We start from the raw sequence: 26,358 nt of genomic DNA, 5'->3' as shown, positions 1-26,358 counted from the left end.
ATTATGCGCGTATTTGTTACAGGAGCCACAGGCTTCGTAGGTACTGCCATTGTGCAGGAATTAATTAACAACGGCCATCAGGTATTGGGATTGGCCCGCTCGGAAACTTCGGCTCAAAAACTGATCGATGCTGGTGCGGAAGTTCACCGTGGTGACCTGGAAGATCTGGACAGTTTGCGCAGTGGAGCGGCAGCTGCAGATGGCGTGATCCATGCGGGTTTTATCCACGATTTTACCCGCTTTGCGGAAGTTTGCAAGGTCGATCAAACCGCTATAGCAACCATTGGTGAAGTACTGGCCAGCGCTAACCGCCCCCTGATAGTTACTTCTGGTACGGCCCTGGTGAGTCCGGGTAAACTGGCCACCGAAGATACCCGCTCCCCTTATAATCCGGCATGGCCAAGGGCTTCGGAACAGGCTGCCGATTCGGTAGCAAAGCTGGGCGTGCGTACAGCAGCCATCCGCTTATCGCCATCGGTACATGGCGAAGACGATAAACATGGATTTATCCCCATATTGGTTAACATCGCCAGAGAAAAAGGCATTTCAGCTTATATTGGGGATGGACTTAACCGATGGAATGCGGTACACCGTTTGGATGCCGCACGTTTATACCGTTTGGCTTTAGAAAACATCACCGCAGGCACTTGCTTTCATGCGGCTGCTGAGGAAGCCATTACCGTTAAAGCGATAGCCGGGGCCATAGGTAAACAACTTAATATTCCGGTGGTATCAATCACTCCAGAAGCAGCTGCAGAACATTTTGGCTGGTTCTCTCAAATGGCTGCAATCGACTGTCCGGCATCAAGCAAATGGACACAAGAGCAACTAAAGTGGCAACCAGCGCAGGCTACTTTACTTACTGATATTGAAAACGGCATTTATACTCAAAATAAACCATGAAAATAGTTGTAACCGGTTCCTTAGGGAACATCAGCAAGCCTTTAACTGAAATGTTAATTGCCCGGGGCCATGCGGTAACCGTGGTGAGCAGTGATGCGAAAAAACAGGCCGATATTGAAAGCTTAGGCGCTACAGCTGCTATTGGTTCAATTGCCGATGTTGCCTTTTTATCCAGCACTTTTAAAGGTGCAGATGCTGTTTATACCATGATTCCGCTCAGTTTTACGGAGCCAGACCTGGGCGATTATATGCACCGCATGGCTTTAAATTATAAGCAGGCCCTTAAAGAAGCCAATACCAAACGAGTAGTGTTACTAAGTGGTTGGGCGGCAGACCTGGTTAAGGCTGAAAATGTAGAATACCTGTTTGATGGTCTGGAAGCTTCCATTACCATCATGCGACCGGGAGCCTTTTATACCAATTTTTACCAATCGATGGATTTGATTAAAGGAAAAGGTTTGACCGGAAAATTCCTGACCTTGCGTTATTCGGGCCTTGGGACTTTGCTTAGCGGAAAAACAGGACTTTTAATGGGGAATTATGGCGGAGATGACCGGATTGTTTTTGTATCGCCAAAGGATATTGCGGCGGCTGTTGCAGAAGAAGTGTTATTATTGCCCGAAGGGAAAACCATCCGTTATGTGGGTAGCGAAGAAATGACCTGTAATGAAGCTGCAAAAATTATTGGTACTGCCATAGGAAAACCTTGGTTAAAATGGATATTGCTATCTGACAAGGAAATGTTACAAGGCTTAAAGATGGCCAAATTACCAGAAAAACTGGCCGAAACTTTAGTAGAAATGCAGGCCGCCATGCACAGTGGTAAAACCCTGGAGAACTTCCATCGAAACCATCCAAAAATGGGTAAAGTAAAACTCGCTGATTTTGCAAAAGAGTTTGCCGAAGCTTATCATAAAAAATAACGAACTTTAGCATGGCCATGAACAATAATCCGCTTTACCGTTTCAGTAGCATTACCGAATATCACCGCGCTGCAGGATTGCCTAAACCCGCACACCCGTTAATTAGCCTGGTGCACATGGATGAGCTAACCAGACCATTAGACGAAGGCTCGTTCAGTCTGATTTACGATTTTTATTCCATCTCGATGAAAAGGGTGAAGAATGCCAAATTTAAATATGGGCAGCAGGCCAGTGATTTTGATGAAGGTGTACTGTTCTTTATGTCGCCAGGCCAGGTATTCGGGATGGAAATTGAAAAAGGTGTAGCGCGCCACCCTCCCGAAGGTTGGATGATATTGATCCATCCCGATTTTTTATGGAATACTCCGCTGGCGAAAACCATAAAACAATACGAATTTTTCAATTATTCGGTATATGAGGCACTCTACCTATCCGATAAGGAAGAAACAATGCTGAGCGCTATTGCAGGGAATATCGAACAAGAATATCACGCTAATATCGACCTGTTTAGTCAGAGTGTGATTATTGCCCAGTTAGAACTGCTGCTCACCTATTCAGAAAGGTATTACCAGCGCCAGTTCATTACCCGTAAAATGATCAACCACGAAATATTAACCAAACTGGAAGATTTGCTTGCAGGTTATTTTGATAGCGGTATGCTTGCCGAAAAAGGCCTGCCCAGCGTGAGTTATATTGCCGAAAACCTGAATATTTCTCCAGGTTACCTCAGTGGCTTGCTCAAATCGCTAACCGGACAAAATACCCAGCAGCACCTCCACAATAAACTGATCGAACTGGCGAAAGAAAAACTCTCTACCACGAATTTATCGGTGAGTGAAATTGCCTACGAGTTGGGTTTCGAGCACCTTCAATCCTTTAGTAAACTGTTTAAAACCAAAACCAATCTTTCGCCATTGGAGTTCCGTCATTCTTTTAATTAGTTTTTACTCCGGGATATTTCACTTTAGGTGCTGAAATTCTTTCAATCGGTGGACTTACCAATATCAGTTTGATGAATAAATTTTTCAGTAAATGGTTCGGGTATCAAATGTTTTATCTCTGTTTAGATGCCCGAACCATTTTGCTACACTATTTCCTGCTTACAGGTACCGGATAATGAAAAAGCATGGTGGGTTGTTCTGCTTCTTTGATCAGTAATCCGGCTACATCCTTTCTTGATATTTTACCAACTTTCATCGATTTGAAAAGCGAAGTGATCACTTCATAATCACTTTCAGGGCCATCAGTCAGGATTCCGGGCCTGATAAACTCCCATTTCAATTTACTTTCTTCCATGATTTTTTCCATCCTGGTTTTATCTTCATACTGATCTCTGAGGAACAAGCAGATCACCATTTTCATAAAAAAATTAAGAAAGGGTTTACTGTTGCCAACGCCAAAACCCGATACCCAAAGTATGGGGATATCTGCTCGCAGGTGCCCGCTTATTCCTACCAAAGCATTAGCCGTATCAGAGAAAAGTGTGGTGCCCTTTTTCTGTTTTGTACCAATGGTAATTACGATGGCATCAGTATGTTGCGTTGCCTTAAGCAGGGTTTCTTTGGATGTGGAACTACCGTTGATCTTTTTAAGCCTTGGATGATCAGGTAAAGCGTCTGTATTTCTCGATAATGCAATAACATCATGACCGCTCTCTAATGCTTTTTCAACAGCAAGCAATCCAATTCCTGCTGATGCACCTATAACTGTTATATTCATGATGGATCGTTTTGTTGGTCAGCAATGGTTTCGAATAATAAATTTGCCGTTCCGGGTGAAGTGACTAATAGGCTGTCGTCGCCCCAGGTCCATTGTTTACCATCAGTAGTTAATACATCTGCGCCAGCTTCTTTCGCAATCAGCATTCCAGCCAGCCAATTATAGGCATCCTGCCCTTCCTGATAAAAAACATCAATTCTCCCTGCTCCCACGTAAGCAAGTTGCAATCCATGTGGTCCGTAATTACGCACCACTCCAAAATGATCTAACAATCGCGTTACAGCTGTACCGGTTTTCTCATTAAGCGCTTTGATGCCATTCTCCTGATGACCATATTCAAATACGGCGACCATAATGCTGCTGTCTTTTTTAGTACCTGGTTTTATGCTTTTGCCATTCATAAAAGCACCCTTACCTGGCATGGCCCAAAACATTTCGTTGGCAATGGGATCAAAAATGACTGAAAAGTTAGGCTGTCCATTGCGGATCAAAACCAGATTGATCGTCCAGCCATTGATGTGTTGAAGATATTGAATGGCACCATCCATAAAATCACACAACCAATAGTCATCCGTATTAATGGCGCTTGCCTGTCCCTCAAAATCAAATTCTTCTCCTAAAAAAGGGATTTCAGGATAGTATGGATTAATTTCATCTTCCAATAATTTAAGGCAACGCTCATCTATGGTTTTTAATTGCCTTAAAAGGTCGGTTTTATCTGTGGGTATGGTATTCTTTTTATAGTCCTGAAGAAACAGGTTACCTGCTTTTCTTACCGCTTCTATAATCACGGGGACTACGATTTCTTTTTGCATATCTTTTTTTATGCAAAGTAAAAGTACAGGAGAATGTTATTGTAGGTTTTATAACGGTAAGGATTGGTCTAATCGCGGAATTTATTGCGAAATGCCAATGGAGTGTAACCAGTGGTTTTGCGAAACAGCTTGCTAAAATAAACAGGATCATCATATCCTGCTTCATAACCTATCTCCTTAATGCTTAAATTACTAAAATAAAGGAGCCTTTTTGATTCTAAAATACTTCTTTGCTGGATATGCAGCGATACGGGTTTACCTGTAATACTTTTTACGGTATCGTTAAGGTGACTAACAGAAACAGCGAGTTCTGCAGCATATTGCGAAGGCTGTTTCCAGTTTCTATAATGATCCCTCAGCAGGCGATTAAAATTTTGCTCGATGATGCGGCCACGTTTCTCTTTGCCAGATTGCCCGGTTGCAGATGAATTAATGGCAACAATATTCAATAAGGCCGATAACAGGTTGTGGCTTGTGCTGATGGCAAGCCTGCTGGCATCATGATGCAAGAGGGTTTGATGAATCAGCACCATTAAAGATTCAATTTGCCAAAAGAGAATTGCTTCATTAACAGGTAAAGGACAGGGCAGCGACTGTTCATATAAATAGCGTAGTTCTTCGTTCATTAACGCTGGATCGAAACTTACAGACCAGCCTTTTAGTTCCGCATGTTCGATAATGTGGTGAACCTGCCCTGGAGATATAGACAAGATTGCTGGAGCGGTTACCAGTTTTTCTTCGAAATCGATATTAATGCGCAATGATCCTGACGTAGCAAACATCAATAGAAAATGGTTGTCGCGGTGAGGAGCATACACATCATGTTCTTCTTCTGAGTTGCCGCTATTAATACTCATAATGGCCACACCACCCCTTGCATTTGGTGTTAATTCGTGTTCTTCGATTATTTCTTTCCGACGCTTAACAGCCATCTGTTTATGAATTGATGATTATTGAATTTGCAATTTGCCAAATTTAAGAACAATAGCATTATTTTATTGCAATGATCTATTGCAAATTCTGCTCTGTTACCCAAATTGACAATTAACTACATCTTGTTAAATCACTTTTAGCTGACAAACATTCTATTATGGTACACGTTGAATAATTAGTTAAAAATTATAATCATGTCTATATTAGAAAATAAAGTTGCCGTTGTTTCGGGAGCTGGTTCAGGAATCGGACGTGCCATTGCGATCACTTATGCAAAGGAAGGCGCTAAAGTAGCGGTTGCCGATATCAATGGCGCACATGCCGAAGAAACTGTTAAAATGATCAAAGATGCTGGTGGCGATGCTTTTGCCATTATTGCCGACTCATCAAAAGCTGCCGACAATAAAACCATAGTAGAAAAAGTAGTTGCGCAATATGGCCGACTGGATATTGCCTGTAATAATGCGGGGATGGGTGGTCCTGCCAAACCAACCGGCGAATATGAACCCGAAGAGTGGGATCGCGTAATTGCTTTAAACCTGAACGGTGTATTTTATGCCTGCAGATACGAACTGGAGCAGATGGAGAAAAACGGTGGCGGATCGATCATCAATATTGCATCTATCCATGGCCAGGTGGCTGCACCGAACAGTCCTGCTTACACCGCTTCAAAACATGCAGTAGTTGGACTTACTAAAAATATAGCTGCGGAATATGCACAGAAAAATATCAGGTGTAATGCCGTTGGCCCAGGTTATATTCAAACTCCATTGCTTTCTGACAACCTGGATAAAAAAGCTCAGGATGCCATTGCTGCCAAAAACCCTATAAAAAGATTGGGAACTGCACAAGAGATTGCAGACCTTGTTACTTTTTTAAGTTCTGATAAATCATCTTTCACCACAGGAAGTTACATCATCTCAGATGGTGGATATACGGCGGTGTAGAAGGTTTTAATATATCATTCGCAAGAAAGCGTTAAAAGTAATTTTGGCGCTTTCTCTTTTCCGGTGATCCATTATTCAAATCTTTTCGCAAAATATATACGTTTATGCCCTTTAGGAAAATCCGTTATTTCTCCAATCACTTCATATCCATTTTTCAGATAAAATCCTTCAGCCTGAAAGTCGAAAGTGTCCAGCATAGAAATTGTCGCCCCACTATTTAAGGCAATTTTTTCTATATATTTTAGTAGATGTGAACCAAGTCCTTTTCTCCTATAGTCCTCTTTAACCCAAAGAAGATTGATTTCTAAGCCATTCCAACACCCAACTCCTCCTAATATCCCTCCAATCTCAATACCCGCTTTATCTTTGGCCACAAACTCAAGTGGTGTCCAAACTTTAGCAAGTGCAGGTACCCTGTTAAAATTATACTCGTCTATCCCGTCGATAATCTTCCTTAGGTTTTCCTTTTGACAAACCTCAATGGTATAATTTAATTCCTCGGTCATAGCTGTAATTTAATGTGCTTCTGTCAATAATTGGGTCAACGTTCAACAAATAATGCCTTATCCTCAAGATCGAAAGTTATTCTTTTTCCCAGCCAGTTGATCCAGATAATGCCATCATAAATAAGCCCCTCTACAAATTGTACAGGATTATCTTTCACCAACACAGTTGGCTGATCACTGGCTGTTATACTTTTTAATTTTGTAACGTAGATAGTAGAAGCAAATGTTTCATTTATTTCGCTCTTTTTTTGGATTTTCTTTACCTGCGTAGTATCTGATACATCTATATCCAAAGCCTTAAGATATTTCGTGTTAAGCCTGTAAACGTCTTTCCCTGCACCAGCGTCAAGTGAGAGCTGTAAAGTCAGCTTGTCGTTTATTTTAAAATAAGAAAAAATAGTAAGCGATTTTTCCCGCGATTGTTCCAGTTGAATGCTTAACTTCTTCGCTGTCTTTTTTATGATGGCCAGCGATGCTGGTGATTCAAGTCTCAATACCTTTTTCTCAAAATCAATCGTAAAAGGTCTGCCTTCTAAAAGTTTAAGGGATATAATGCCATCAATGCCACCAAAATCTGCATCAATAAAGCTTACTTCCTCTTCGGCCTTTTTAAACGTCCCCATTTCGAAATTTGGAACATGATAAAGGTCTATATCCAACCGCTCACCGGTTGCCCTGAAAGCGGTATAGCCTCCATCCTCTTTTTTAGCATGTTTAAGCTGATCAAAAAACTTCTTGGTAAATGCAGTAACGCCTGTGCCTGTATCAAAAATAAAGTTACCCTGTACGTCATCTATCTTCGCCTTTACCAGGAGATGCCCTGAGGGTAAAAGTTGGAAGGGGATTTCGTTTTTGCTGACAGACTGAGAAAAACCAAAAAGTGGAAATAAGATTAAAAAACAAATTGTAGCGGCTTTCATGTTGCGTAATTAGATGAATAATTTTATAATGTTAGATGGGCACTAAATTATAACTTTCCAATAAAGGATGACAGTTTTCAGTATAATTATTCTTTAAACGGAATGAAAATTTAGCTTCCATAACATGTTTTTAGCCATATTGAACCAATAGATCCGAAGAAATCACTAATTTTCGCCAGATCTGATCAATGAGCATTGTTTCTACCTAAAATCACTATTTAATGAAAGCACATACCTATAAAATATTTATCGTTGCATTATTCGTTTTTTGCCAGCTAATGGCTTTTGGACAAACCAAAAAACAAAAAGGTGCCAGTAACAGCAAACCTTTTGTGCTTGGCGTGATAGATGAAATCCAGTCAAAAGAACTGGCGGAGAAAAGGATCCTGAACATATACCTTCCTGAAGGTTATAATCCAAACGACAGTACCAAATATCCTGTAATTTACCTGCTTGATGGTTCAGCCGACGAAGATTTTATCCATATTGCAGGGCTTGTTCAGTTTAATAGTTTCGAATGGGTAAATCAGGTTCCGAAATCAATTGTTGTGGGCATTGCAACGGTCGACCGCAAAAGAGATTTTACCTTTCCTACCAAAATCGAAAGCGATCAGAAAAAATACCCCACAACTGGTCATTCAGATCGATTCATCGCTTTTATCGGTAATGAACTTCAGCCTTATATTCAGCAAAAATATAAAACAAATGGAGCCAAAACCATCATCGGGCAATCGCTGGGTGGGTTATTGCTCACAGAAATCCTGTTAAAAAAACCTTCATTATTTAACAATTACATCATCATTAGCCCAAGCTTGTGGTGGGACAATGGATCGCTGTTAAATGAAAAAGCAAATTTAGCCAATCAACCAACACAGGTTTACATTGCAGTAGGCAAAGAAGGATTAACGCCAACAGCCATACCAAGGGTTATGGAAGTAGATGCAAACCTTTTAGCAGAAAAAATAAAAGAAGCTAAAGCGAAGAATGTAAAGGTATATTTCGATTACTTGCCTTTAGAAAACCATGGCACCATCCTGCATCAGGCGGTGTCCAATTCGTTCCGCTTTTTGTATCCAGCAGCTGCAAAATAATGATTCCGGACTTAACCTTATATATTCAGTTCTAAATGGATATCTTCCGGCTCTTCAGCAAATAATACCTGATCCAATTCATTACAGGTACTGCCTCCCTCTTCAAATAAAAATCGACTCCTCATTTTTTGCTTAAACAAATTACATATTCTTTAAAATCTGTAATAATGGTAGGATAAGCGGTAATCCGTATAACTAAGCCAACAATTTATATCTTCAAATTTCTATTTATATAATATGGCTTCAAATTATGCTTTAAAATATTAGATCTGGTAAAGATGTAAAGTATATTGTAGCAATCATAACAATTAGGTTTCAATTTAACTTATACCAGCGCTCAGGAACATAAATATAAAAAATAACAAAATGGAAAATTTAGAAAAAGAAGGCTTTAAGCCTGCACCTTCAGCATATTTTACCGGTAATGCTTTTGTAAAAGCCTTGGTTATTGCTGATGCCGTTACCAATTGTAATGTAAGTGATGTAGCTTTTGAAGCCGGCTGCCGGAACAATTGGCATACCCACCCTTCCAACCAGATATTGATTATAAAAGAAGGAACCTGCTATTATCAGGAAGAAGGCAAATCAATTCAAAAAGTGGCTACAGGCGGCGTAATCAATATTCTTCCCGGCGTTAAACACTGGCACGGTGCATCACCTGATGCTCCGATGGTGCATATTGCGATCAACATCAACACTGATAAAGGTATTGTAGATTGGCTGGAACCTGTAAGTGATCAAGCTTATAACGGCAATTAAATAAACGGCTATCTGACCCATTCAGATAGCCGTTTTTATTTGCTGTAATTTAAAAAATCACTTAAATTTTTTATTTCAAATAAATAAACGTTAATTAGACGATTATTTATTGTTATGAGCACAGCAAACTATGTAATTGGTGTAGATTACGGGACGGATTCTGTCCGGTCCGTTTTAGTTGATACCGCTAACGGGAAAGAGATTTCAGCTTCCGTTTTCCTTTACCCACGATGGCAAAAAGGCCTGTACTGCAAGCCGGCTGTAAATCAGTTCAGGCAGCACCCCCTGGATTATATTGAGGGTTTAACCCACACCATAAAAGATTGCCTGGCTAAGGCCGGAGGAGCTGAAATTGCGCATTTAGTGAAAGGGATTTCGATAGATACCACCGGATCTAGTCCGGTTGCAGTTGATGCAGCAGGTACACCTTTGGCATTAACACCAGGTTTTGAAGAAAATCCAAATGCCATGTTTGTACTTTGGAAAGACCACACGGCAGTTAAAGAAGCAGCAGAAATTAATGAACATGCCAAAAAGTTTCCGGTAAATTACCTCAAATATGTGGGCGGAATTTATTCGTCAGAATGGTTCTGGTCTAAATTGTTACGCACTTTAAGAGTCGATTCAGCCATTAAAAATGGCGCAGCATCATGGGTAGAACATTGCGACTGGATCCCGTTTTTACTTTGTGGTGGAAACGATATAAAAGAAATGAAACGTAGCCGCTGTGCCGCCGGACATAAGGCACTTTGGGCCGAAGAGTTCAACGGCCTTCCTCCTGAAGATTTCTTTAGCAGCCTTGATCCGCTTTTAGCTGGTTTTAGGGATAAACTCTTTGTAGATACGGATACTTCTGATGTCGCTGCGGGAACGTTAAGCGAAGAATGGGCCTCGAAATTAGGTTTAAGTACCGATGTAGTGGTGGGTGTAGGCGCATTTGATGCACACATGGGCGCTGTTGGCGGCCAGATTGAACCTTATTACCTGAGTAAAGTAATGGGTACCAGTACCTGCGATATTTTGGTTGCTCCAAACCAGGACCTGCATGGCAAACTGATTAGTGGTATCTGCGGGCAGGTAAACGGATCGGTAATTCCGGGTATGGCCGGATTAGAGGCCGGACAGTCGGCATTTGGCGATGTGTATGCCTGGTTTAAAAATTTAATCAGCTGGCCTTTAAATCATTTACTAACTGAATCTAATTTAATTGATGAGGCAACAGCCATTGCTTTAAAAGATGAATTAGAAGGTAAAATTATTGCAAACCTGAGTAAACAGGCCGAAGCTTTAGAAGAAGGCGATTATGCTGAGCTTGCTATAGACTGGTTAAACGGCAGAAGAACACCAGACGCCAACCAGGAGCTAAAAGGTGCAATAACTGGATTGGGGTTAGGAACTGATGCGCCAAGGTTTTTCCGTGCATTAGCTGCGGCAACCTGTTTTGGTGCCAAAGCCATTGTAGATCGCTTTAAAGAGCAGGGCGTTCCGGTAAAAGGCATTATAGGTATCGGTGGTGTAGCCAAAAAATCATCATACATCATGCAAATGATGGCCGACGTATTGGAAATGCCAATCAGGATTCACCGTTTTGAGCATACCTGTGCCTTAGGTGCGGCCATGTTTGCTGCGGTTGCGGCTGGTATCTATCCTAACATCGAGGAGGCAATGGCTGCCATGGGAACCGGTTTCGAAAAGGAATACAAACCTAATGTCAAAAAACAAAAACTTTACCGTCTTCATTATCAGCAGTATCTGGGATTAGGCCGATACCTGGAGAAATACAATAAAAAAGATGTAAAACCCTATTTATCATGAGCAACTATCAGGATATAAAAGAGCAGGCTTACAGGGCTAATATGCAATTACCCAAATTGGGTTTGGTATTATTTACTTTCGGTAATGTGAGCGCTGCAGATCGTGCTAAAGGCGTATTTGCCATTAAGCCGAGTGGTGTTCCTTATGAGGATTTATCTCCAAATGATATGGTCATCGTTGATTTTGATGGAAATACTGTTGAAGGCAGTTTACGGCCATCTTCAGATACCAAAACCCACGCCGTTTTATATAAACATTGGGAAGATATCGGTGGGATTGTGCATACCCATTCTACTTATGGTACAGCCTGGGCCCAGGCACAAAGGGCCATTCCTATTTTTGGTACTACACATGCCGACCATTTAACGGTTGATATTCCCTGTGCACCACCAATGGATGATGAAATGATCAAAGGAAATTATGAATACGAAACAGGTTTTCAGATTATGAATCACTTTGAAAGCCTGGGGTTAAGCCATAAAGAAGTCGAAATGATTTTGGTGGGTAACCACGCTCCTTTTACCTGGGGCAAAACGGCCGAAAAAGCGGTTTATAACAGTGCTGTTTTAGAAACTGTTGCACAAATGGCTTTGTTAACTGAACAGATTAATGCACAGGCTCCGAAACTGAAAGATTCGTTAATTAAAAAACATTTTGAAAGGAAGCATGGTGATGGCGCTTATTATGGACAGCGCTAGTTTAGTCTTTAGTCTTGGATGCAGAGATGGAGTTGTATAATAGTTTTGGAAAGCAATTGCAGTGGTGCTTAGGGAACGAAAGTCCCGCCATTTGCTATAGTCCCGATGAAGAATCGGGAGCTGCCGCTGCTGTCGGGTTTAACATTGTAAGGTTTTCCTAAGTAAGCTAAACAGATGAAAAATAGTAACCTGCTTTTCAAAAAAGGAATAAAATTGGATTTAATAAACCTCGCAGGTTTTTAAAACCTGCGAGGTTTGAAAACAGATTATAAATTAAAAACAACATAAATAGTAATGATTGATTTAAAAAAATTACAAGTTTGGTTTATTACCGGTACGCAACATCTGTATGGTGAAGAGACCTTAAAACAAGTGGCAGACCACGCTCAGCAAGTTGCTGATTCTTTAAACCAAAACGGAAATATCTCTGTTTCGGTGGTTTACAAACCGATTGTAAAAACCACGGAAGAGATTTTCGAAACTTTACAGCAGGCCAATATTGATGAAAATTGTATTGGTGTTATTACTTGGATGCACACTTTCTCTCCGGCTAAAATGTGGATTAGGGGATTAAATGTGCTACAAAAACCTCTATTACATTTACATACGCAATTTAACCGCGATATTCCCTGGAATACCATTGATATGGATTTTATGAACCTGAACCAAAGTGCTCACGGCGACCGCGAGTTTGGTTTTATGGTTAGCCGTATGCGTAAAGACCGTAAAGTAGTGGTTGGGCATTGGCAAGATGAAGAAGTTGCAAAACAGATTGATACCTGGTGCAGGGCTGCTGCCGGATGGCATGATTGGCAAGGTGCTAAATTTGCCCGTTTTGGCGATAATATGCGGTATGTTGCAGTAACCGATGGTGATAAAGTAGAAGCTGAAATGAAATTTGGTTTCGCGGTAAATACTTATGGCATAGGTGATTTAGTAGCGGTAATTAATGAAATAAATGAGGAATCTATTCAAGCGTTATTAAAAGAATACGAAGCGACTTACGAAATAGCTGCCGACTTAAAAGTTGGTGGTGCCAGACATTCGTCTGTTTACGAGGCCGCTAAAATTGAGCTGGGTTTAAGGAAATTCCTGGAAGACGGAGGTTTCAAAGGTTTCTCTGATACTTTTGAAGATCTGCATGGCATGATTCAGTTGCCGGGAATTGCAGCACAACGTTTAATGGCCGATGGTTACGGTTTCGCTGGTGAAGGTGACTGGAAAACCGCTGCTTTGGTACGTGCCTGTAAAGTAATGGGTGCTGGTTTAGCGGGTGGAAATGCATTTATGGAGGATTATACCTACCATTTCGATCCGGCAAATTCAATGGTATTGGGCTCGCACATGCTTGAAGTTGATGCTTCTTTGGCAAGTGGCAAAGCCAGTTTAGAGGTTCATCCTTTGGGTATTGGTGGCAAAGCAGATCCTGCGCGTTTGGTTTTTAACGTAGGTGGTGGAGATGCTTTAAATGCATCTTTAATTGATATGGGTAATCGCTTCCGTCTGTTAGTGAACGAAGTAAAAGCTGTAGAGGCGGAACATGATTTACCAAATTTACCTGTAGCCCGTGTACTTTGGAAACCATTGCCTGATATGAAAACAGGTTGTGCAGCCTGGATTTACGCTGGTGGTGCTCACCACACTGCTTACAGTCAGAATTTAACTACCGAACATTTATTGGATTTTGCCAATATTGCTGGCTTAGAATATGTAAATATCGGTGCAGATACTAAAATCAATCAATTCAGAAATGAATTGCATTGGAATGAGGTTTTTTATAAATAGTTTTTTGGTTAATTAACGCTCAATGTTCAGGCCGGTAATTTTAGGATTATCGGCTTTTTTTTGCTCCTGATAATGAAATTTGTTTATTGGTCGGTGAGAGACTAACCAATAGAATAATTAAATTATCCTTTAACAATAGAAGTAAAATCAGAAAAATCCTCTACTTTAAATGCCCTGATATCTCTTACAGACTTCCTGAACCAATCAATATTTGATAGAATATGAATGGCTTTATAAACTGCGGTTAAATTTCCTTCTGTAACATATGTACTTCCCTGAATCCAATAAAAGCCGCTATTATTCAAATGACTTTTTATTTCAGCATAGGCACTATGATATTTTTCACCATATTCTTTTTTTAAATCAGATATGGTCATATCAAAGCTTAATGCGTACATGCTTCCTCACCTAAAAATCTAAAAAGATCTTCTTTCTCAAAAAAAACTTCACCATCATCCGATTTGGCAGTGATAACAACACCTGCAAATGGATTTTTTTCTATTTCTATTATAACCCCATCAATCCAGTCAGTCCTATCGGTTACTTGTGGAGAAATTGAAACTTTATCGCCTATTTTCATAACAGATTTATTATTTAAGCTAATGATTACAAATATAAGTATTTTATAGCTATATTATTTAAATGATAAAATCGTGATTCTAGAGAATCGGGAGTAGGAATGACAGCCTTTTTCTACTTTTCTGGAAAGCAATTTTTCCTGTTTAGAAACCCTGCTATAGAAATTGCTTCATCCAATGAAAGATTGGCTCTGCAATGACGATTACACTATACTCACCATTGCTTTTATCACCCCGTTTTTTGGATCAAGCCAACTTTCAAACTCATCTTTCACCTCTTCAAATTTAACTTTATGGGTGATGTAATTGGTTGGATTAACCAGACCGGCTTTCATTGATTTGATTACATGTTCAAAATCTTCTATTGTGGCATTTCTGCTGCTCATTAAGGTCGATTCTCTTTTATGAAACTCCGGATGGTTAAAGATTAAATCGCCTTTTTGTAATCCAATTAAAACAAACCTTGCACCATGGGCCATATAGTTGATGGCATTATTAATTGCTTTCTGATTGCCCGTAGCATCAATTACAACCGTAGGCATATCTCCATTTGTAATATCACTCAGTTGCTGAACCACATCAGCTGAAAGCGCGTTAACCATATAGGGCACTTTCAATTTATCTTTACAGAATGCCAAACGGTCGTCATTAATATCTAGTGCGATTACGTTGGCTCCAGCAATCCGGGCAAACTCCATGGTGCCTAAACCAATTGGTCCGGCGCCAATAACGAGTACAAATTCTCCGGGCTGAACAGCTGCCCTTCTAACCCCATGTGCCCCAATGGCCAAAGGTTCTACTAAGGCAAGTTCATCGTAACTAAGCCCTTCGCCATGTAAAAGCGTTCTTGATGGAACCTGTAGGTATTCGCGCATCCCGCCATCAACGTGTACACCGCAAACCTGCATTTTTACGCAACAGTTTGGTTTATTCATCCGGCAGGCAATGCACTCGCCACAATTGAAATATGGAATAAAAGTTACAGCCTCTCCTATTTTAAAACCTTCAACTCCATCAACCTCAACCAGTTCACCAGAAAGCTCGTGCCCTAACACACGGGGATAATTAAAAAAGGGTTGAGTACCTTCAAAAGCATGTAAATCGGTTCCACAGATGCCGATCCGTTTAATTTTTATAATGGCGTGATCTTTTTTTAATTCAGGTTTTTCTGTTTCAGAATATTCAAAAGTTCCGGGCGTAGTACAGGTAAGGGTTTTCATTCTTATTTTAATGATTGAATTTTGAATGAATGAATTATTGAATGTTGGTAGCGATTTTAAAATCATTCTATCATTCACTCAATTTATCATTCAATAATTAATTTTCTAAGCGTTCGCTAAAGCTCTATCTAAATGTACATAACCACCATCAACATGGATAATTTGTCCGGTGGTATGACTCGATTTGTTTGACATTAAAAAAGCGGTCATGTTTGCGATTTCTTCTGCAGTTGTCATTCTGTTTTCCAATGGAATTTTTGAAGTAATTTCCTTTAGTTTTTCTTCCGCATTGTCTAAAGTCTCTATCCAGGTTTCGTAAGCAGGTGTCCAGCATTCGGCAACAACCACTGCATTTACACGGATCCCATATTTTAGCAGTTCTACAGCCCACTCGCGGGTTAAAGCATTTCTACCACCATTTGCTGCAGCATAAGCTGAGGTATTTCCTTGTCCGGTTTCTGCTGTTTTTGAAGTAATGTTTACAATAGCACCCTTGCTTTTAATCAGTTCTGGCAATGCATGGTGTGCCATTAGATAATAATGCACCACGTTTTTATGCAAAGAAGCCATGAAATCCTGGTAATTTCCACTTTCTAAACCTACCCCATCATTAACCCCTGCATTGTTTACTAAACCATCAATTCGTCCAAATTTAGCAACGATTTCTTTAATTACCTTTCCGCAATCATCCGGATTGGAAAGTTCTGCAACAAACTGTTCTGCTTGTTTGCCCTGAGCAATAATTTCATCCACTACTTTCTGGTTATCTTCTGCTTTTCTGCCAACAATAACAGCAATCGCATCTTCTTTAGCAAATACTTCTGCAATGCTCCTGCCAATGCCTTTTGCAGCACCAGTGATGATAATAACTTTTTCTTTTAACTGTAAATCCATAGTTTTTTTAATTAGTGAATGAGAGATTGATCGAATGAGTGAAGGTAAATCGTCACTCAATCATTCAAAACTCACTCATTCTATCATTATTTTTAATTAGTGAATGAGGGATTGATCGAATGATTGAAGGTAAATCGTCACTCAATCATTCAAAATTCACTCATTCTATCATTATTTTTAATTAGTGAATGAGAGATTGATCGAATGATTGAAGGTAAATTATCACTCAATCATTCAAAACTCACTCATTCTATCATTATTTTTATATCTGCTTTCCTTGATGCTGGTAATACTTGTAAATCTACTAATTTTCCGTTCTTTAATTGTCCTTCAACAGTGGTTTGGTAAGGCGCATGAAGTTTAAAATGCACATCCCAATCTTTAGGCCATGCAGGGAAAAGGTAAATTTTTTTACCATCTACCTGCATCAGCATCTCCTGTAAACCGATCATGCCTGAGCCGCCCCAATTATGGTCTGGCACCCAATCAAAGCCTGGTCCCCAGAATGCAGGAAACCTCCTTCCAGAGTCTTTTAACTTTGCTGTGGTTAATTTTGCAGCGTCTTCAGTTAAACCTAATCTTGCTGCAAAAATATTATCCTGTTTCCAGCCTACATAACTGCGGAATTTCAATACATCCGTATCATATTTAAAAGTATTGATAGCGGTATCCAAACCGGGTTTTCCCATGCCGTAAATTCCCCAGGGATATACCGGATACAACTGCGGACTTTCGGTATTGTTGATCCGCTCCCATAACTTTGCCGGAGCAATTGTTGTGTGGCCGTCGAATACCCTAAAACTAATTGATGGAATGATTTTTAGCATTGCGCTCCATTCTGTCTTTTGTTTTTCAGATAAATTAGGCTGCTCCAGAAGTCTTTCCAAAACGGTTTTTAAAGCTGCAATGGTTGATGTGGAGTTGTAGGCCATTTTATAGGTTTCGGCACCAGAGCCCGGGTACAAAACCAAATGTCCATCGGCATCTAAAGCTTTTGCCCCGCGTTGTTTGGCTAAATAGGTATAGTGTTCTTTGAAAAATGTTAAAGAACTTTCAATCAATGGAAGATATTTTTCGATGTGATTGCCATTATATCTTCCTGTTTCCAAAATCATCATACAGAACTCTAAAACAGTATCCCACTCATACTCTAACCAAGCATTGTATTCCATACCTTTGTTAAAGTCGGCAGGTCGTTTCCAGCCATATTCGGCAGGGTTTGGTAATCCGAAATTTTCTAATTGCTCTGTAAAACCGGCACCCTTATGTCCCCATGCAGACTCCGTTCTGATTTCAGCATTTTTTAACAAATTCAGGTAGAAATCGAACTGGGCCTTCATCATTTCAAAATCGCCGCTTTTTAACATCGGCCAATAAACCAAACGCTGGTTTTGGGCGGTATGTGTTCCGCCTCCCCAGTTCCTGAAATCAGGTGTGTAATTTAATGCGGTATCTGTAAGCTGTGGATCGAAGGTGAATAGACCGCCGTTGAATTTTGTAGGATATTTGCCAAATGCATTGCAACCCAACATGTACCTGAACAGCTGATAATTTTTAGCCGATTGATTAGCAGATTCATCTTTTGAATTAATATAAATGAAACTTCTTTTCCAGTAATCGTTCCACCATTTTATACTTGCTTTCTGGCTATTTTTGTTGTTTATAACATTTAAGCTTTGCTCCCATTGCTTTGCAGAGGTTTCTGTACCAGTATTTAATGTAATGGTAATACTGGTAGCATTTGAAGGCTTTTTACTTTTCAAAACCCAGGCTTTAAAAGGTGTACTTAAATAAACACCTTCATAATTCCTCGCCTGAATCAAATTATCACCTTGTATTTTACCGCCAAAAATCAGATTTTTTAAAGGATTGAACAATTCGGTTTTCCTGTCATCAAGACCTTGCTGTTTTACTGTAATATCGAATACCGTTTCGGGTTTATTTTGATGGAAAAACTGAACGGTATTGTTTTTAAATGCAATTTCATCTTCAAAGGTTTTTACAATACCCTTAGGCGCCCATTTATACGAATTTTGGTTGTTCTCTTTGCCTTTAGTGATGCGGTCTTCAAAGCGCCAGCTTTCATAACTGGCTTCGGTTGTGATGTTTTGACTGGATTTAATGTCTAAATGAATAACAGGATTGAAAACATCCGCCCAAACACTAATTTTAGTATTTAATTTACCGTTTTCGCCTGAAATTTGAGCATAACCATCTTTTAAAATCAGTTCTTGCCTGAATGTTTTTCCCTGGAAAGGGTTCGGGGATAATTTGAGTTTTACACGACCTAATTTGAGTAAAGTATTATTCTCGTCGAAGGTACCACTTTTGGATAGGTAGAGGTAAACATTACCATTTTCTACCCAGAGATTAAGGCCGATATCGCCACCACCTACAGGCATCGACTCTGAAGAATTAATACTTTGGGTATTCCAAACCACATTAGGTGGGGATTTTTCTTGTGAAAAGGCATTTGATTGTATAGACCACGAAGACACGAAGAGCACAAAGAAAAGTTGAAGGTTTTTTGACCATTTAAGGAATTTAAGAACATTTAAGTTCTTAAATAAAATACTTAGTGCGCTTTGTGTCTTTGTGGTTATTCTTTTTTGGTGTATGTTATTTGACCATCTAAGGCACCTAAGCACACCTGAGGCACGGTTCAAAAATTTTGACCATATAAGACAGATAAGAACGTTTAAGTTCCTAAATAAAATACTTAGATTGCTTTGTGTCTTTGTGGTTAAAATCATCATTAGTTATCCCAATCATCAGTGCGGAATGAGGAAACAGGTAAACCATCGTTCCCAAATAAATCGCCGGTTACAAAATCTTTAAAGGCATAACGAACAGCTACCGGTACCTTAACCTGCTCTGCTGAAACGGTGATGCTACTTCCGGTTATGGTTGCTTTTGCGGGGTAAAATTTATGGTCTGCTCCTGCTACTTCAAATAAGGCCAAATCTTTGCCAAACGAAGTTAGACCATTTGCTGCATTTTGAAACTTGATGACCGCTTTATTTTTATCAACCGTGAAAGAGTCATAGTTTGGACTTAATGCACCAAAACCTTTTATGCCGTAAGTTTGGGCCAAGGCCAGGTAAGCTAAACGTATTCCACCCTGTTTTTTATTTGCGGGATGGATTGATTTTTCCTCGCCAATATCCATTAAAACTGCCATCCCCGAATTTGGAATTTTAGTTTGGGATTTACGTTGCGCATCTCTTAAAAAGGCCGAGTTAAATTTCCCGCCAATATGATAAGGTGGCAATTGGGTATAGTTGTAGGGCGCGATTTGAGCATAATAGAAAGGAAAATCACCATTATCCCAGTTTTTTCTCCAGGATGCAACCATTGCAGGGAATAAATCTTCGTAGCGGTCTGGACGTTCGTAATTCGATTCGCCCTGATACCAGATGGCGCCTTTGATGCCATAACCGATTACCGGATAAAGCATACCGTTATATAAAGTTGTGGGTGTTCTGCTTACTTCTTTTATGGTGTCGGTTTTTGAAGGGATTTTAATCTCAGGGAATGCTTTTAAATCCTCTGGCGACATCCAGGCCTCAATGGTAGAACCTCCATAACTATCGTTGATGATCCCGATAGGAACATTTAACATTTCGCTTAATAGAGAGCCAAAATAATAGGCAGTGGCACTGAAATTGGAAACGGTTTCAGGCGCAGCTAATTTCCATTTTGAAGGTTTGCTGTTTTCTTGTCGTTCGGTGATGGAGGAACGCGGAACAGTATAAAGTCTGATATTTTTATTAGTAGATTTTAAAATTGCTTCGTTGGAGCCAATTATCGGCTGACTTTTAAAGCCTTTCATGGGCATTTCCATGTTCGACTGGCCACCACAAAACCAAACTTCGCCAATTAAAATGTCGGTCAGGACAAGTTTTTCACCATCGTTTAATTCAATATTGTATGGGCCACCAGCTGACGGAGTAGCAACTTTTATCTTCCATTTACCATTCCGATCAGAAGTAATCGTGTAGTTCTGTTTGTTCCAGGAGGTGTTGATTTTTACTTTGGTAGAAGGTTTGGCCCAGCCCCATATTGCAACATTGCTTTGTTGCTGTAACACCATGTGATCGGTAAAAATCGATGCAGGTTTAACGGTGGCTGATGCAACAAGGCAACATGCGAGATTTAAGAATATGATGAGTTTTAATTTCATTAGTTTTTTCTTTATTTCTTTATAAAATGATCGTCATTCCCGCGCAGACAGAAACCACGCAGTGCTCAGCGAAGCTAATCTTAATGCAACCTACAGCCCCTACCAAGTCATTAGGATTCCCAATCAACCCGATAGCTATCGGGTTGGGAATGATGCCCCTTATTATATCATCTACTTACAGGCAACCATACCGACATTTCTGAATGACCACGGTTTCCCCAGGCAAAGTATGGTACCAGTTTAATTGCTGTTGTTGTATTTTTATCTTCAATTGGCCTGTACAACACATTTTTCCAGTTGTTTGGCTCAACCATTTTTGCATTTCCTACTAAACTCATCATAACAGCGCCATCAATATTAATCGGTTTAGCCTCAAATTTGGTCGAAGCCGGAATAAAGGCGTTAAAAATACTTTTACCAGGTAAATCTGTCGATTCTAAACAGTAAACAATTGGTCCGCGTTTTACCGCTACCTGATTTCTGTTTTCTTCGACCAGTGGATTAGCTTCGATCAAAGTAGCCTCCATTGGGAGATTTAGTTCCACCACATCGCCCTTTTTCCAAACGCGGCTGATTTCTGCATAAGTTCCGGAAATGGCTTTAATATTTTCAGTTTTTCCATTAATGGTGATCTGTGCATCATGCGTCCATGACGGGATTCTCAGAAATAATGAATAAGCTTTGTTTGCTATTTCTTTTATAGTGATTTTGATCTTCCCATCCCAGGGATAATTGGTTTCCTGGGATAAAGAAATTTTCTGACCATTAGTTAATGTAGTACTTAAGTTATTGCCACCATATAAATTAAACCAGAGACCTTTATCTGAACAGCTGTAAGCATAATCACTCACTTCAGCTATCGTCCTGACCACGTTTGGCGGGCAGCAATTGGATAATGCGATATAGGGCAACCTATCTTTCGACCAGCGTTGCTTAAAAGGTAAGTCGTCTGATTGAGCCAAAGGATTGGTGTATAAAAAGTTTTTCCCATCCAAACTAATTCCAGACAAAACGCTGTTGTGCAAAGCCAGTTCCATCACATCGGCATATTTTGCATCACTTGTAATCTGCAACATGCGCCAGTTCCAAAGTACGTTGCCGATGTTGGCGCAGGTTTCGTTATGTGCGGTAAAATTTGGCAATTGAAAATCACGACCAAAAGCCTGGTGAATTTTCTGCACATCGGCCGGATTATAGGATGTGCCATCGGGCGATGTTCCATCATAAAGTGAACCACAACCACCCGTGATGTACATTTTGTGCTGATTGACATCATCCCACATTAAGTTAAGGGTATTTAATAACGAATCTTTGCCCGTTTCGGCATATAAATCAGCGACGCCAGCATAAAGGTAGTTTGCACGTACGGCATGGCCCATGGCTTTGGTTTGCTGCAAAAAAGGGATTCGGTCCTGGTTGTCATCTGTACCATCATCAATTTTTCCTTTAATCGCAATTAAATGCTGCGCCAGTTCTAAATAACGTGGGTCTTTAGTTGTACGGTACATTTCTACCACGCCCATGTAATGTGAAGGACATATTGCATTTCTTGCCAAAGTTGGTGATGCCGATTTATAGAAATTATATAAATAATCGGTTGCCTTTTTAGCAATGTTGAGCAGTATCATTTTTCCTGTTGCACGGTAATGGATGCAGCCTGCCGTCATTAAATGGCCAATATTGTACGATTCGAAGCTCAAACGATCTTGAAACTGGTTTTTAGAGCCTGTTTTGCGCTGCTCGATCATTGCTTTGGTATAAATGTAGCCATCTTCGCGTTGCGATTTACCGATTATGGCAATAGCATTATCCATCATTTCGTTCAGCTTTGGATTTTTCGTAGAAGCATATAAAACGGCCACGGCCTCCAAAGTTTTATAATAATCGCCATCATGAAAAGATGGTCCGGAGTGTGAACCTGTATCTAAACCTGCGGCAATTTTGAAATTTTCAAAAGCATGACTGATTTTCGGATCGTTATAAATGGCCCACATATTCGGTACCATGGTTTCGGTGGCTACCTTAAAACGATCGGCCCAAAATCCTTTTGTCCAGGTTACATCTGTCATATTGATACTGTGCAGTTTTGCGTAAGGAGAATTTGATGTATTGACCAAAGCCTTATCTTGTGCCTGCACGCAGAGCGAGATCAAACACAATGTTATAAACACACTATTTTTTAATGCTTTCATATCTTATTTTTCTTCCATTTGAATCAGCACCGGACCTAATAATCCAGCGGGATTTAATGGCTTCCCCTCCAAACGGAAAGGTGCCGTGGTTTTTGTAATCCTCTTATCTTCTGGTAATTTACTATCGCCAATTAAACGGTTAGCCCAGGTATTCGTAACTTCGATTTCTATTTTGTTATCGCCCTGTTTTAATGCTTTTGTGATATCCAGGCGGTGTGGTGCAGTCCATAAGGTGCCACAGTTGATGCCATTGATTTTTACTTCAGCAATACTGGAAAATTCGCCTAAATCAATCCATGTTTTATCATTCGGATTTCCATTGAAATTGAACGTTTTGGTGTAAACAGCTGTTCCGGAATAATATTTAACCAAACTATCCGTGTTTGTTGTCCAATCGGTTAAATCGCTAAAAGTTACTGGTTTTGATGGTCCTCCATAAGCGATATCGAATTGAGCTAGCCATGATTTGGAAATATCCTGAATGGATTTGAATCTGCTTGAATTTGATCCGATATTTAATTGAGTTAAATCTGTTTTCTCTTTAAAAATCACGAAAATTGAACCGTTTGCCGGCAATTTCAGATTAAAATAAGTTCTACCATCTTTAAACGACCAACTTTTTAAATCAATATTATTGTTTGTGGCCACATCATAAATTCGAGGAATTCTACCAATCATCCGAAACGAAAAATTAAATTCCCTTTCCTTATTCTCTTGATTCGTAATAAAATAAATATCATTATCAATAGTTTTTCTGTGTGCAAATGCTACATTTCTAGTTGGTAAAATGTGGGAGCTTAACAACGGTTGAAATTCGTTGATATCTAAATCCTTTTCCAAACCAAGACTTGTAAAATCATTACCTTCAAACGGAGCTTTGAAAATTTGTCCTAAACCAAGTTTTCTAGTATAAATTGGCTTACCGCCATTTTTGAATGACTCAAAGTTTCCTCCCCAAATTTCTTCAACAACTTTATCAAATTCAATCTTATTAACCTGCTTAATTCCAGATTGATATAGTGGCTTATCTCCAACAATCACTTTCGCCCCAGCTCTAATCAATTCTGAAAGCTTTTTAACTACTTCATAACTCATGTATTGATAATTTGGGTTCATTTTCATGTTGCCAGGGAAAACCAATATTTTATATGTTGCGCCACATTGGAACACCACATTACCATCTTTAACTATTGCTGTTTTTAAAACATCGGGATTAAAACTATCGTAAGCATAACCACGCAGAGGATTTACCCAATTTTCAGGATCTGCCATGTTTGCAGAATGGGTAACACCGGCCGGGATCTGCCGCAATGGCTCCCCAACATTTGCAAGACGCTTCTTTTCAGCTTCCACTACATCAGCACCAAAAATACCGGGCAAGGTTTCTACCAAACGGTCAGGCAAAACAGAACGGCGGGGTAATTCTTCGCCAGTAAAAACGGCGATATCTACAACGGGTTTTCCTTGTTGTAGCAGGTTCTGTGTTCTTTCAGCATAATCTATCCATGCTTTTCCGGCTTTCCACCAGGTTTGATCGCGTTGAAAATATAAACCTACGCCATCTAAGGTCATTCCGGGTTTCCTATCCGTCCAGGGATTGTGTGTAAAAACGTGATAGACGAGTTTATTGAAACCGAGGGCGTAATTTCGATCCTGCAGGGTTTTCATATTGGCCGGACTTTCATTCCAGTCCATTCGGACCGTGGTAAAAGCCTCGGCCTGGATAATGTTTTTACCATAAATATGTGCTCCGGAAATGGCATCCAGCATATCATTCGGTTTGTCGTGTGTTGGACTGTTTAACCAAAACTCGCCCATGGGTACATCAACTGTTTTATAATGCATCAATCCATCACTCATCATCGTTGGTGCAATGCTTTCAGCCGTAAAAGTTACGCCCTGCTCCTTGGCCAGTTTTGCAAGGGTTTTATAAAACTGGTCGACAACCAATTCAGAAATGGTTTTTCTCACATCATAGAGGAAGTTTTCGGATACAGCGGTACTTTCCACAGGTAAACCGGTCATGATAGGCAGATATGGTGTTAAATCGTAACCTCTGCGTTTTAAAAACTCCGCTTTAAATATTGGCGACCAATTCTGGCTACCGCATTCCCAGCTATCAACATGGAAAATACTCAAAACTTTCTTTGCAATTTCGGGGCCGCCATGTTTAAGTGCGGCTCCATACCAATTGTTAAATTGTAATTTTACCGCTCCGGGGTTAAATTTATCGCATTCTAATCCCTTTCCACCACCACCAGTGGCATTGGTATGTCCGGTTGAAGTATGACCTATCCGTAAAATTGTCCAGTTACCCTTTGGTGCTTTCCAGTTTAAGGTTCCATCTGGATTTAATTTATCCGTTAGGTTAATGATCTTATTCAAGGGCACGCAAAGGTTTTTAGCAATTTCTGCTTCGGAGCTTCTTTTGCTGATCCGCCATACTGAACCATTTTTGCCTTCGAACTGGTTAATCTGTGCTTCAGAAGACAGTTCAAGATTTACTAGTTTTAAAGAAGGTTTCCATTTGGCTGCATCCAGATCCTCTGAACCTGGCTCCGAACCCTTTTTATCATAAACAAACCTGAAAAATTTTGCGGTGGTAGGTACAATGGAATGGGTAACATCTTCATCAGTATCCTGCCAGCCATGTCGCGGGGCTTCCAACCTGCCAACGGAGCGAAAAACTTTACCATCATCGCTTACTTCGATGGCCAAACGTTGTGCCTGATAGTTATTTCCACTCACTTTAATGGTGACTGTCCTGCAGGTGAAAGGTTTTTCAAATTCGTATTGAATGTAACAAGGCTCATTTGAGCCAAAGTTTTTCTTATTACCCGGTTGCACTAAACCCGTGGCATCGGCTCCATTACTTGCTGTAATTTTAGGAATAACAGTTCGTGTTGAAATGTTTTCGCCAATTGGAGAAGGGTAAGCATAAACGGCAATATCTTTATAATAATTTTCTTTTGATTCAGGTTGAGGTAAAGAGATCTTATTAGCTGTATTACTGACGTTTATTTTTGACCAAACCACTTTTTGCATCGACAGTTCCGGCGTTATCCATGGTCCACCGGCCAGGGCAAAACCATCACTTACATGCATGCCCAGTTTCAGGTTTAAACGTTTCGCTTCGCTCATGGCAAATTCAACCATTTTCCACCATTCTGGCGTAAGTTGAACTGCAGGGGGTGAATAAGCTGGTGTTTTATCAGGCCCTTGAATGCTCATTAAATAAGCACCAGCAATGCCATTCGATTTCATGGCTTCCAGATCGGCGGTAATGCCGGCTTTTGAAACCCCACCTTTAACCCAATACCAAAATACCCAGGGTTTTGCATTTTCATTTTGTTGCGCAAAAAGGTTTGCTGAAAAGCCAAAACTCAACAATAAAACAATCAATATTTTATTCAACCTATATTTCATTTTTTACTTTTTCTCTATTAGATTGCTTCGTCGTGCCTCCTCGCAATGACG

At 40.1% G+C, this 26,358-nt stretch carries 22 protein-coding genes; 9 read left to right on the top strand and 13 right to left on the bottom strand.

The window, feature by feature from the left end; translation table 11 throughout:
* Positions 1 to 3: 3 nt before the first annotated feature.
* The 3 genes from H9L23_RS10435 to H9L23_RS10425 are packed head-to-tail and all read left to right on the top strand — an operon-like array spanning position 4 to position 2,767.
* The gene (locus H9L23_RS10435) at positions 4 to 903 is read left to right on the top strand and encodes an SDR family oxidoreductase (RefSeq protein WP_187594898.1); all 900 of its coding nucleotides are present in this window, start codon (positions 4 to 6) and stop codon (positions 901 to 903) included.
* A complete protein-coding gene (locus H9L23_RS10430) occupies positions 900 to 1,826 on the top strand; it encodes an NAD(P)H-binding protein (RefSeq protein WP_187594897.1) in 927 nt (308 codons plus the stop codon). Before H9L23_RS10435 ends, H9L23_RS10430 begins: the two co-directional genes overlap by 4 nt.
* Positions 1,827 to 1,843: 17 nt before the next feature.
* Complete coding sequence (locus H9L23_RS10425; RefSeq protein ID WP_187595462.1) at positions 1,844 to 2,767, top strand: helix-turn-helix domain-containing protein; 924 nt, start codon at positions 1,844 to 1,846, stop codon at positions 2,765 to 2,767.
* 148 nt (positions 2,768 to 2,915) lie between these two features.
* Here the strand turns inward: H9L23_RS10425 and H9L23_RS10420 are convergent, their stop codons facing one another.
* The 3 genes from H9L23_RS10420 to H9L23_RS10410 all read right to left on the bottom strand — a co-directional run bounded on the left by H9L23_RS10420 (position 2,916) and on the right by H9L23_RS10410 (position 5,292).
* Entirely contained in the window at positions 2,916 to 3,545 is a 630-nt protein-coding gene (locus tag H9L23_RS10420) for an NAD(P)-dependent oxidoreductase (protein WP_187594896.1), read from the bottom strand.
* Positions 3,542 to 4,360, bottom strand: coding sequence for an inositol monophosphatase family protein (locus H9L23_RS10415; RefSeq protein ID WP_187594895.1), 819 nt, complete (start codon positions 4,358 to 4,360; stop codon positions 3,542 to 3,544). The genes H9L23_RS10420 and H9L23_RS10415 overlap by 4 nt, the downstream gene beginning before the upstream one ends.
* A 68-nt stretch (positions 4,361 to 4,428) precedes the next feature.
* Positions 4,429 to 5,292 (bottom strand): helix-turn-helix domain-containing protein, encoded by an 864-nt coding sequence (locus H9L23_RS10410; RefSeq protein ID WP_187594894.1) that lies wholly within the window; start codon positions 5,290 to 5,292, stop codon positions 4,429 to 4,431.
* A 195-nt stretch (positions 5,293 to 5,487) separates the two neighbouring features.
* Between H9L23_RS10410 and H9L23_RS10405 the strand changes: the two genes are divergently transcribed.
* Positions 5,488 to 6,240, top strand: coding sequence for an SDR family NAD(P)-dependent oxidoreductase (locus tag H9L23_RS10405; protein ID WP_187594893.1), 753 nt, complete (start codon positions 5,488 to 5,490; stop codon positions 6,238 to 6,240).
* A 71-nt stretch (positions 6,241 to 6,311) separates the two neighbouring features.
* Here H9L23_RS10405 and H9L23_RS10400 read toward each other — a convergent pair whose 3' ends face one another.
* Positions 6,312 to 6,746 carry a GNAT family N-acetyltransferase gene (locus tag H9L23_RS10400; protein ID WP_187594892.1) on the bottom strand — a complete coding sequence of 145 codons (435 nt, stop codon included), beginning with the start codon at positions 6,744 to 6,746 and terminating at the stop codon, positions 6,312 to 6,314.
* Between the two features lie 35 nt (positions 6,747 to 6,781).
* Positions 6,782 to 7,666, bottom strand: coding sequence for a pepsin/retropepsin-like aspartic protease family protein (locus tag H9L23_RS10395; RefSeq protein WP_187594891.1), 885 nt, complete (start codon positions 7,664 to 7,666; stop codon positions 6,782 to 6,784).
* A gap of 221 nt (positions 7,667 to 7,887) precedes the next feature.
* Here H9L23_RS10395 and H9L23_RS10390 point away from each other — a divergent pair, with 221 nt between their 5' ends.
* From H9L23_RS10390 to araA, 5 genes are all read left to right on the top strand, one after another.
* Positions 7,888 to 8,757 carry an alpha/beta hydrolase gene (locus tag H9L23_RS10390; protein ID WP_246474908.1) on the top strand — a complete coding sequence of 290 codons (870 nt, stop codon included), beginning with the start codon at positions 7,888 to 7,890 and terminating at the stop codon, positions 8,755 to 8,757.
* Positions 8,758 to 9,123: 366 nt separating this feature from the next.
* Positions 9,124 to 9,516 carry a cupin domain-containing protein gene (locus tag H9L23_RS10385; protein WP_187594890.1) on the top strand — a complete coding sequence of 131 codons (393 nt, stop codon included), beginning with the start codon at positions 9,124 to 9,126 and terminating at the stop codon, positions 9,514 to 9,516.
* Between the two features lie 114 nt (positions 9,517 to 9,630).
* The gene (locus H9L23_RS10380; RefSeq protein WP_187594889.1) at positions 9,631 to 11,331 is read left to right on the top strand and encodes a ribulokinase; all 1,701 of its coding nucleotides are present in this window, start codon (positions 9,631 to 9,633) and stop codon (positions 11,329 to 11,331) included.
* Complete coding sequence (locus tag H9L23_RS10375; protein ID WP_187594888.1) at positions 11,328 to 12,029, top strand: L-ribulose-5-phosphate 4-epimerase; 702 nt, start codon at positions 11,328 to 11,330, stop codon at positions 12,027 to 12,029. Before H9L23_RS10380 ends, H9L23_RS10375 begins: the two co-directional genes overlap by 4 nt.
* A gap of 294 nt (positions 12,030 to 12,323) precedes the next feature.
* Positions 12,324 to 13,814, top strand: coding sequence for an L-arabinose isomerase (gene araA / locus H9L23_RS10370; protein ID WP_187594887.1), 1,491 nt, complete (start codon positions 12,324 to 12,326; stop codon positions 13,812 to 13,814).
* Positions 13,815 to 13,936: 122 nt separating this feature from the next.
* Here araA and H9L23_RS10365 read toward each other — a convergent pair whose 3' ends face one another.
* The 8 genes from H9L23_RS10365 to H9L23_RS10330 form a co-directional block, all read right to left on the bottom strand.
* Entirely contained in the window at positions 13,937 to 14,212 is a 276-nt protein-coding gene (locus H9L23_RS10365; protein ID WP_187594886.1) for a hypothetical protein, read from the bottom strand.
* Entirely contained in the window at positions 14,200 to 14,394 is a 195-nt protein-coding gene (locus H9L23_RS10360; RefSeq protein WP_187594885.1) for a transcriptional regulator, read from the bottom strand. The genes H9L23_RS10365 and H9L23_RS10360 overlap by 13 nt, the downstream gene beginning before the upstream one ends.
* Positions 14,395 to 14,595: 201 nt before the next feature.
* Entirely contained in the window at positions 14,596 to 15,612 is a 1,017-nt protein-coding gene (locus H9L23_RS10355; RefSeq protein ID WP_187594884.1) for a zinc-binding alcohol dehydrogenase family protein, read from the bottom strand.
* Between the two features lie 105 nt (positions 15,613 to 15,717).
* A complete protein-coding gene (locus H9L23_RS10350) occupies positions 15,718 to 16,506 on the bottom strand; it encodes an SDR family oxidoreductase (protein ID WP_187594883.1) in 789 nt (262 codons plus the stop codon).
* A 245-nt stretch (positions 16,507 to 16,751) separates the two neighbouring features.
* The gene (locus H9L23_RS10345; protein WP_246474907.1) at positions 16,752 to 18,947 is read right to left on the bottom strand and encodes a DUF5703 domain-containing protein; all 2,196 of its coding nucleotides are present in this window, start codon (positions 18,945 to 18,947) and stop codon (positions 16,752 to 16,754) included.
* A gap of 314 nt (positions 18,948 to 19,261) precedes the next feature.
* Positions 19,262 to 20,689 carry a sialate O-acetylesterase gene (locus H9L23_RS10340; RefSeq protein WP_187594882.1) on the bottom strand — a complete coding sequence of 476 codons (1,428 nt, stop codon included), beginning with the start codon at positions 20,687 to 20,689 and terminating at the stop codon, positions 19,262 to 19,264.
* Between the two features lie 167 nt (positions 20,690 to 20,856).
* A complete protein-coding gene (locus H9L23_RS10335; RefSeq protein WP_187594881.1) occupies positions 20,857 to 22,881 on the bottom strand; it encodes an aceric acid hydrolase in 2,025 nt (674 codons plus the stop codon).
* Positions 22,882 to 22,884: 3 nt separating this feature from the next.
* Entirely contained in the window at positions 22,885 to 26,307 is a 3,423-nt protein-coding gene (locus H9L23_RS10330; RefSeq protein ID WP_187594880.1) for a glycosyl hydrolase, read from the bottom strand.
* Positions 26,308 to 26,358 lie beyond the last annotated feature (51 nt).

Origin of the sequence: Pedobacter roseus (genome assembly GCF_014395225.1) — a bacterium.
Classification (GTDB): Bacteria; Bacteroidota; Bacteroidia; order Sphingobacteriales; family Sphingobacteriaceae; genus Pedobacter; species Pedobacter roseus.
The sequence above is the reverse complement of the archived record's forward strand: the minus strand, read 5'-3'. Positions and strand labels throughout refer to the sequence as shown.

Excerpts from the sequence above, each read along its gene's own strand:
- H9L23_RS10390 (WP_246474908.1), top strand. The coding sequence starts at position 7,888 with ATGAAAGCACATACCTATAAAATATTTATCGTTGCATTATTCGTTTTT.
- H9L23_RS10335 (WP_187594881.1), bottom strand. The coding sequence starts at position 22,881 with ATGAAAGCATTAAAAAATAGTGTGTTTATAACATTGTGTTTGATCTCG.
- araA (WP_187594887.1), top strand. The coding sequence starts at position 12,324 with ATGATTGATTTAAAAAAATTACAAGTTTGGTTTATTACCGGTACGCAA.
- H9L23_RS10405 (WP_187594893.1), top strand. The coding sequence starts at position 5,488 with ATGTCTATATTAGAAAATAAAGTTGCCGTTGTTTCGGGAGCTGGTTCA.
- H9L23_RS10340 (WP_187594882.1), bottom strand. The coding sequence starts at position 20,689 with ATGAAATTAAAACTCATCATATTCTTAAATCTCGCATGTTGCCTTGTT.
- H9L23_RS10420 (WP_187594896.1), bottom strand. The coding sequence starts at position 3,545 with ATGAATATAACAGTTATAGGTGCATCAGCAGGAATTGGATTGCTTGCT.
- H9L23_RS10425 (WP_187595462.1), top strand. The coding sequence starts at position 1,844 with ATGAACAATAATCCGCTTTACCGTTTCAGTAGCATTACCGAATATCAC.
- H9L23_RS10385 (WP_187594890.1), top strand. The coding sequence starts at position 9,124 with ATGGAAAATTTAGAAAAAGAAGGCTTTAAGCCTGCACCTTCAGCATAT.
- H9L23_RS10375 (WP_187594888.1), top strand. The coding sequence starts at position 11,328 with ATGAGCAACTATCAGGATATAAAAGAGCAGGCTTACAGGGCTAATATG.
- H9L23_RS10415 (WP_187594895.1), bottom strand. The coding sequence starts at position 4,360 with ATGCAAAAAGAAATCGTAGTCCCCGTGATTATAGAAGCGGTAAGAAAA.
- H9L23_RS10365 (WP_187594886.1), bottom strand. The coding sequence starts at position 14,212 with ATGTACGCATTAAGCTTTGATATGACCATATCTGATTTAAAAAAAGAA.
- H9L23_RS10410 (WP_187594894.1), bottom strand. The coding sequence starts at position 5,292 with ATGGCTGTTAAGCGTCGGAAAGAAATAATCGAAGAACACGAATTAACA.
- H9L23_RS10395 (WP_187594891.1), bottom strand. The coding sequence starts at position 7,666 with ATGAAAGCCGCTACAATTTGTTTTTTAATCTTATTTCCACTTTTTGGT.
- H9L23_RS10360 (WP_187594885.1), bottom strand. The coding sequence starts at position 14,394 with ATGAAAATAGGCGATAAAGTTTCAATTTCTCCACAAGTAACCGATAGG.
- H9L23_RS10330 (WP_187594880.1), bottom strand. The coding sequence starts at position 26,307 with ATGAAATATAGGTTGAATAAAATATTGATTGTTTTATTGTTGAGTTTT.
- H9L23_RS10435 (WP_187594898.1), top strand. The coding sequence starts at position 4 with ATGCGCGTATTTGTTACAGGAGCCACAGGCTTCGTAGGTACTGCCATT.
- H9L23_RS10355 (WP_187594884.1), bottom strand. The coding sequence starts at position 15,612 with ATGAAAACCCTTACCTGTACTACGCCCGGAACTTTTGAATATTCTGAA.
- H9L23_RS10430 (WP_187594897.1), top strand. The coding sequence starts at position 900 with ATGAAAATAGTTGTAACCGGTTCCTTAGGGAACATCAGCAAGCCTTTA.
- H9L23_RS10380 (WP_187594889.1), top strand. The coding sequence starts at position 9,631 with ATGAGCACAGCAAACTATGTAATTGGTGTAGATTACGGGACGGATTCT.
- H9L23_RS10400 (WP_187594892.1), bottom strand. The coding sequence starts at position 6,746 with ATGACCGAGGAATTAAATTATACCATTGAGGTTTGTCAAAAGGAAAAC.
- H9L23_RS10350 (WP_187594883.1), bottom strand. The coding sequence starts at position 16,506 with ATGGATTTACAGTTAAAAGAAAAAGTTATTATCATCACTGGTGCTGCA.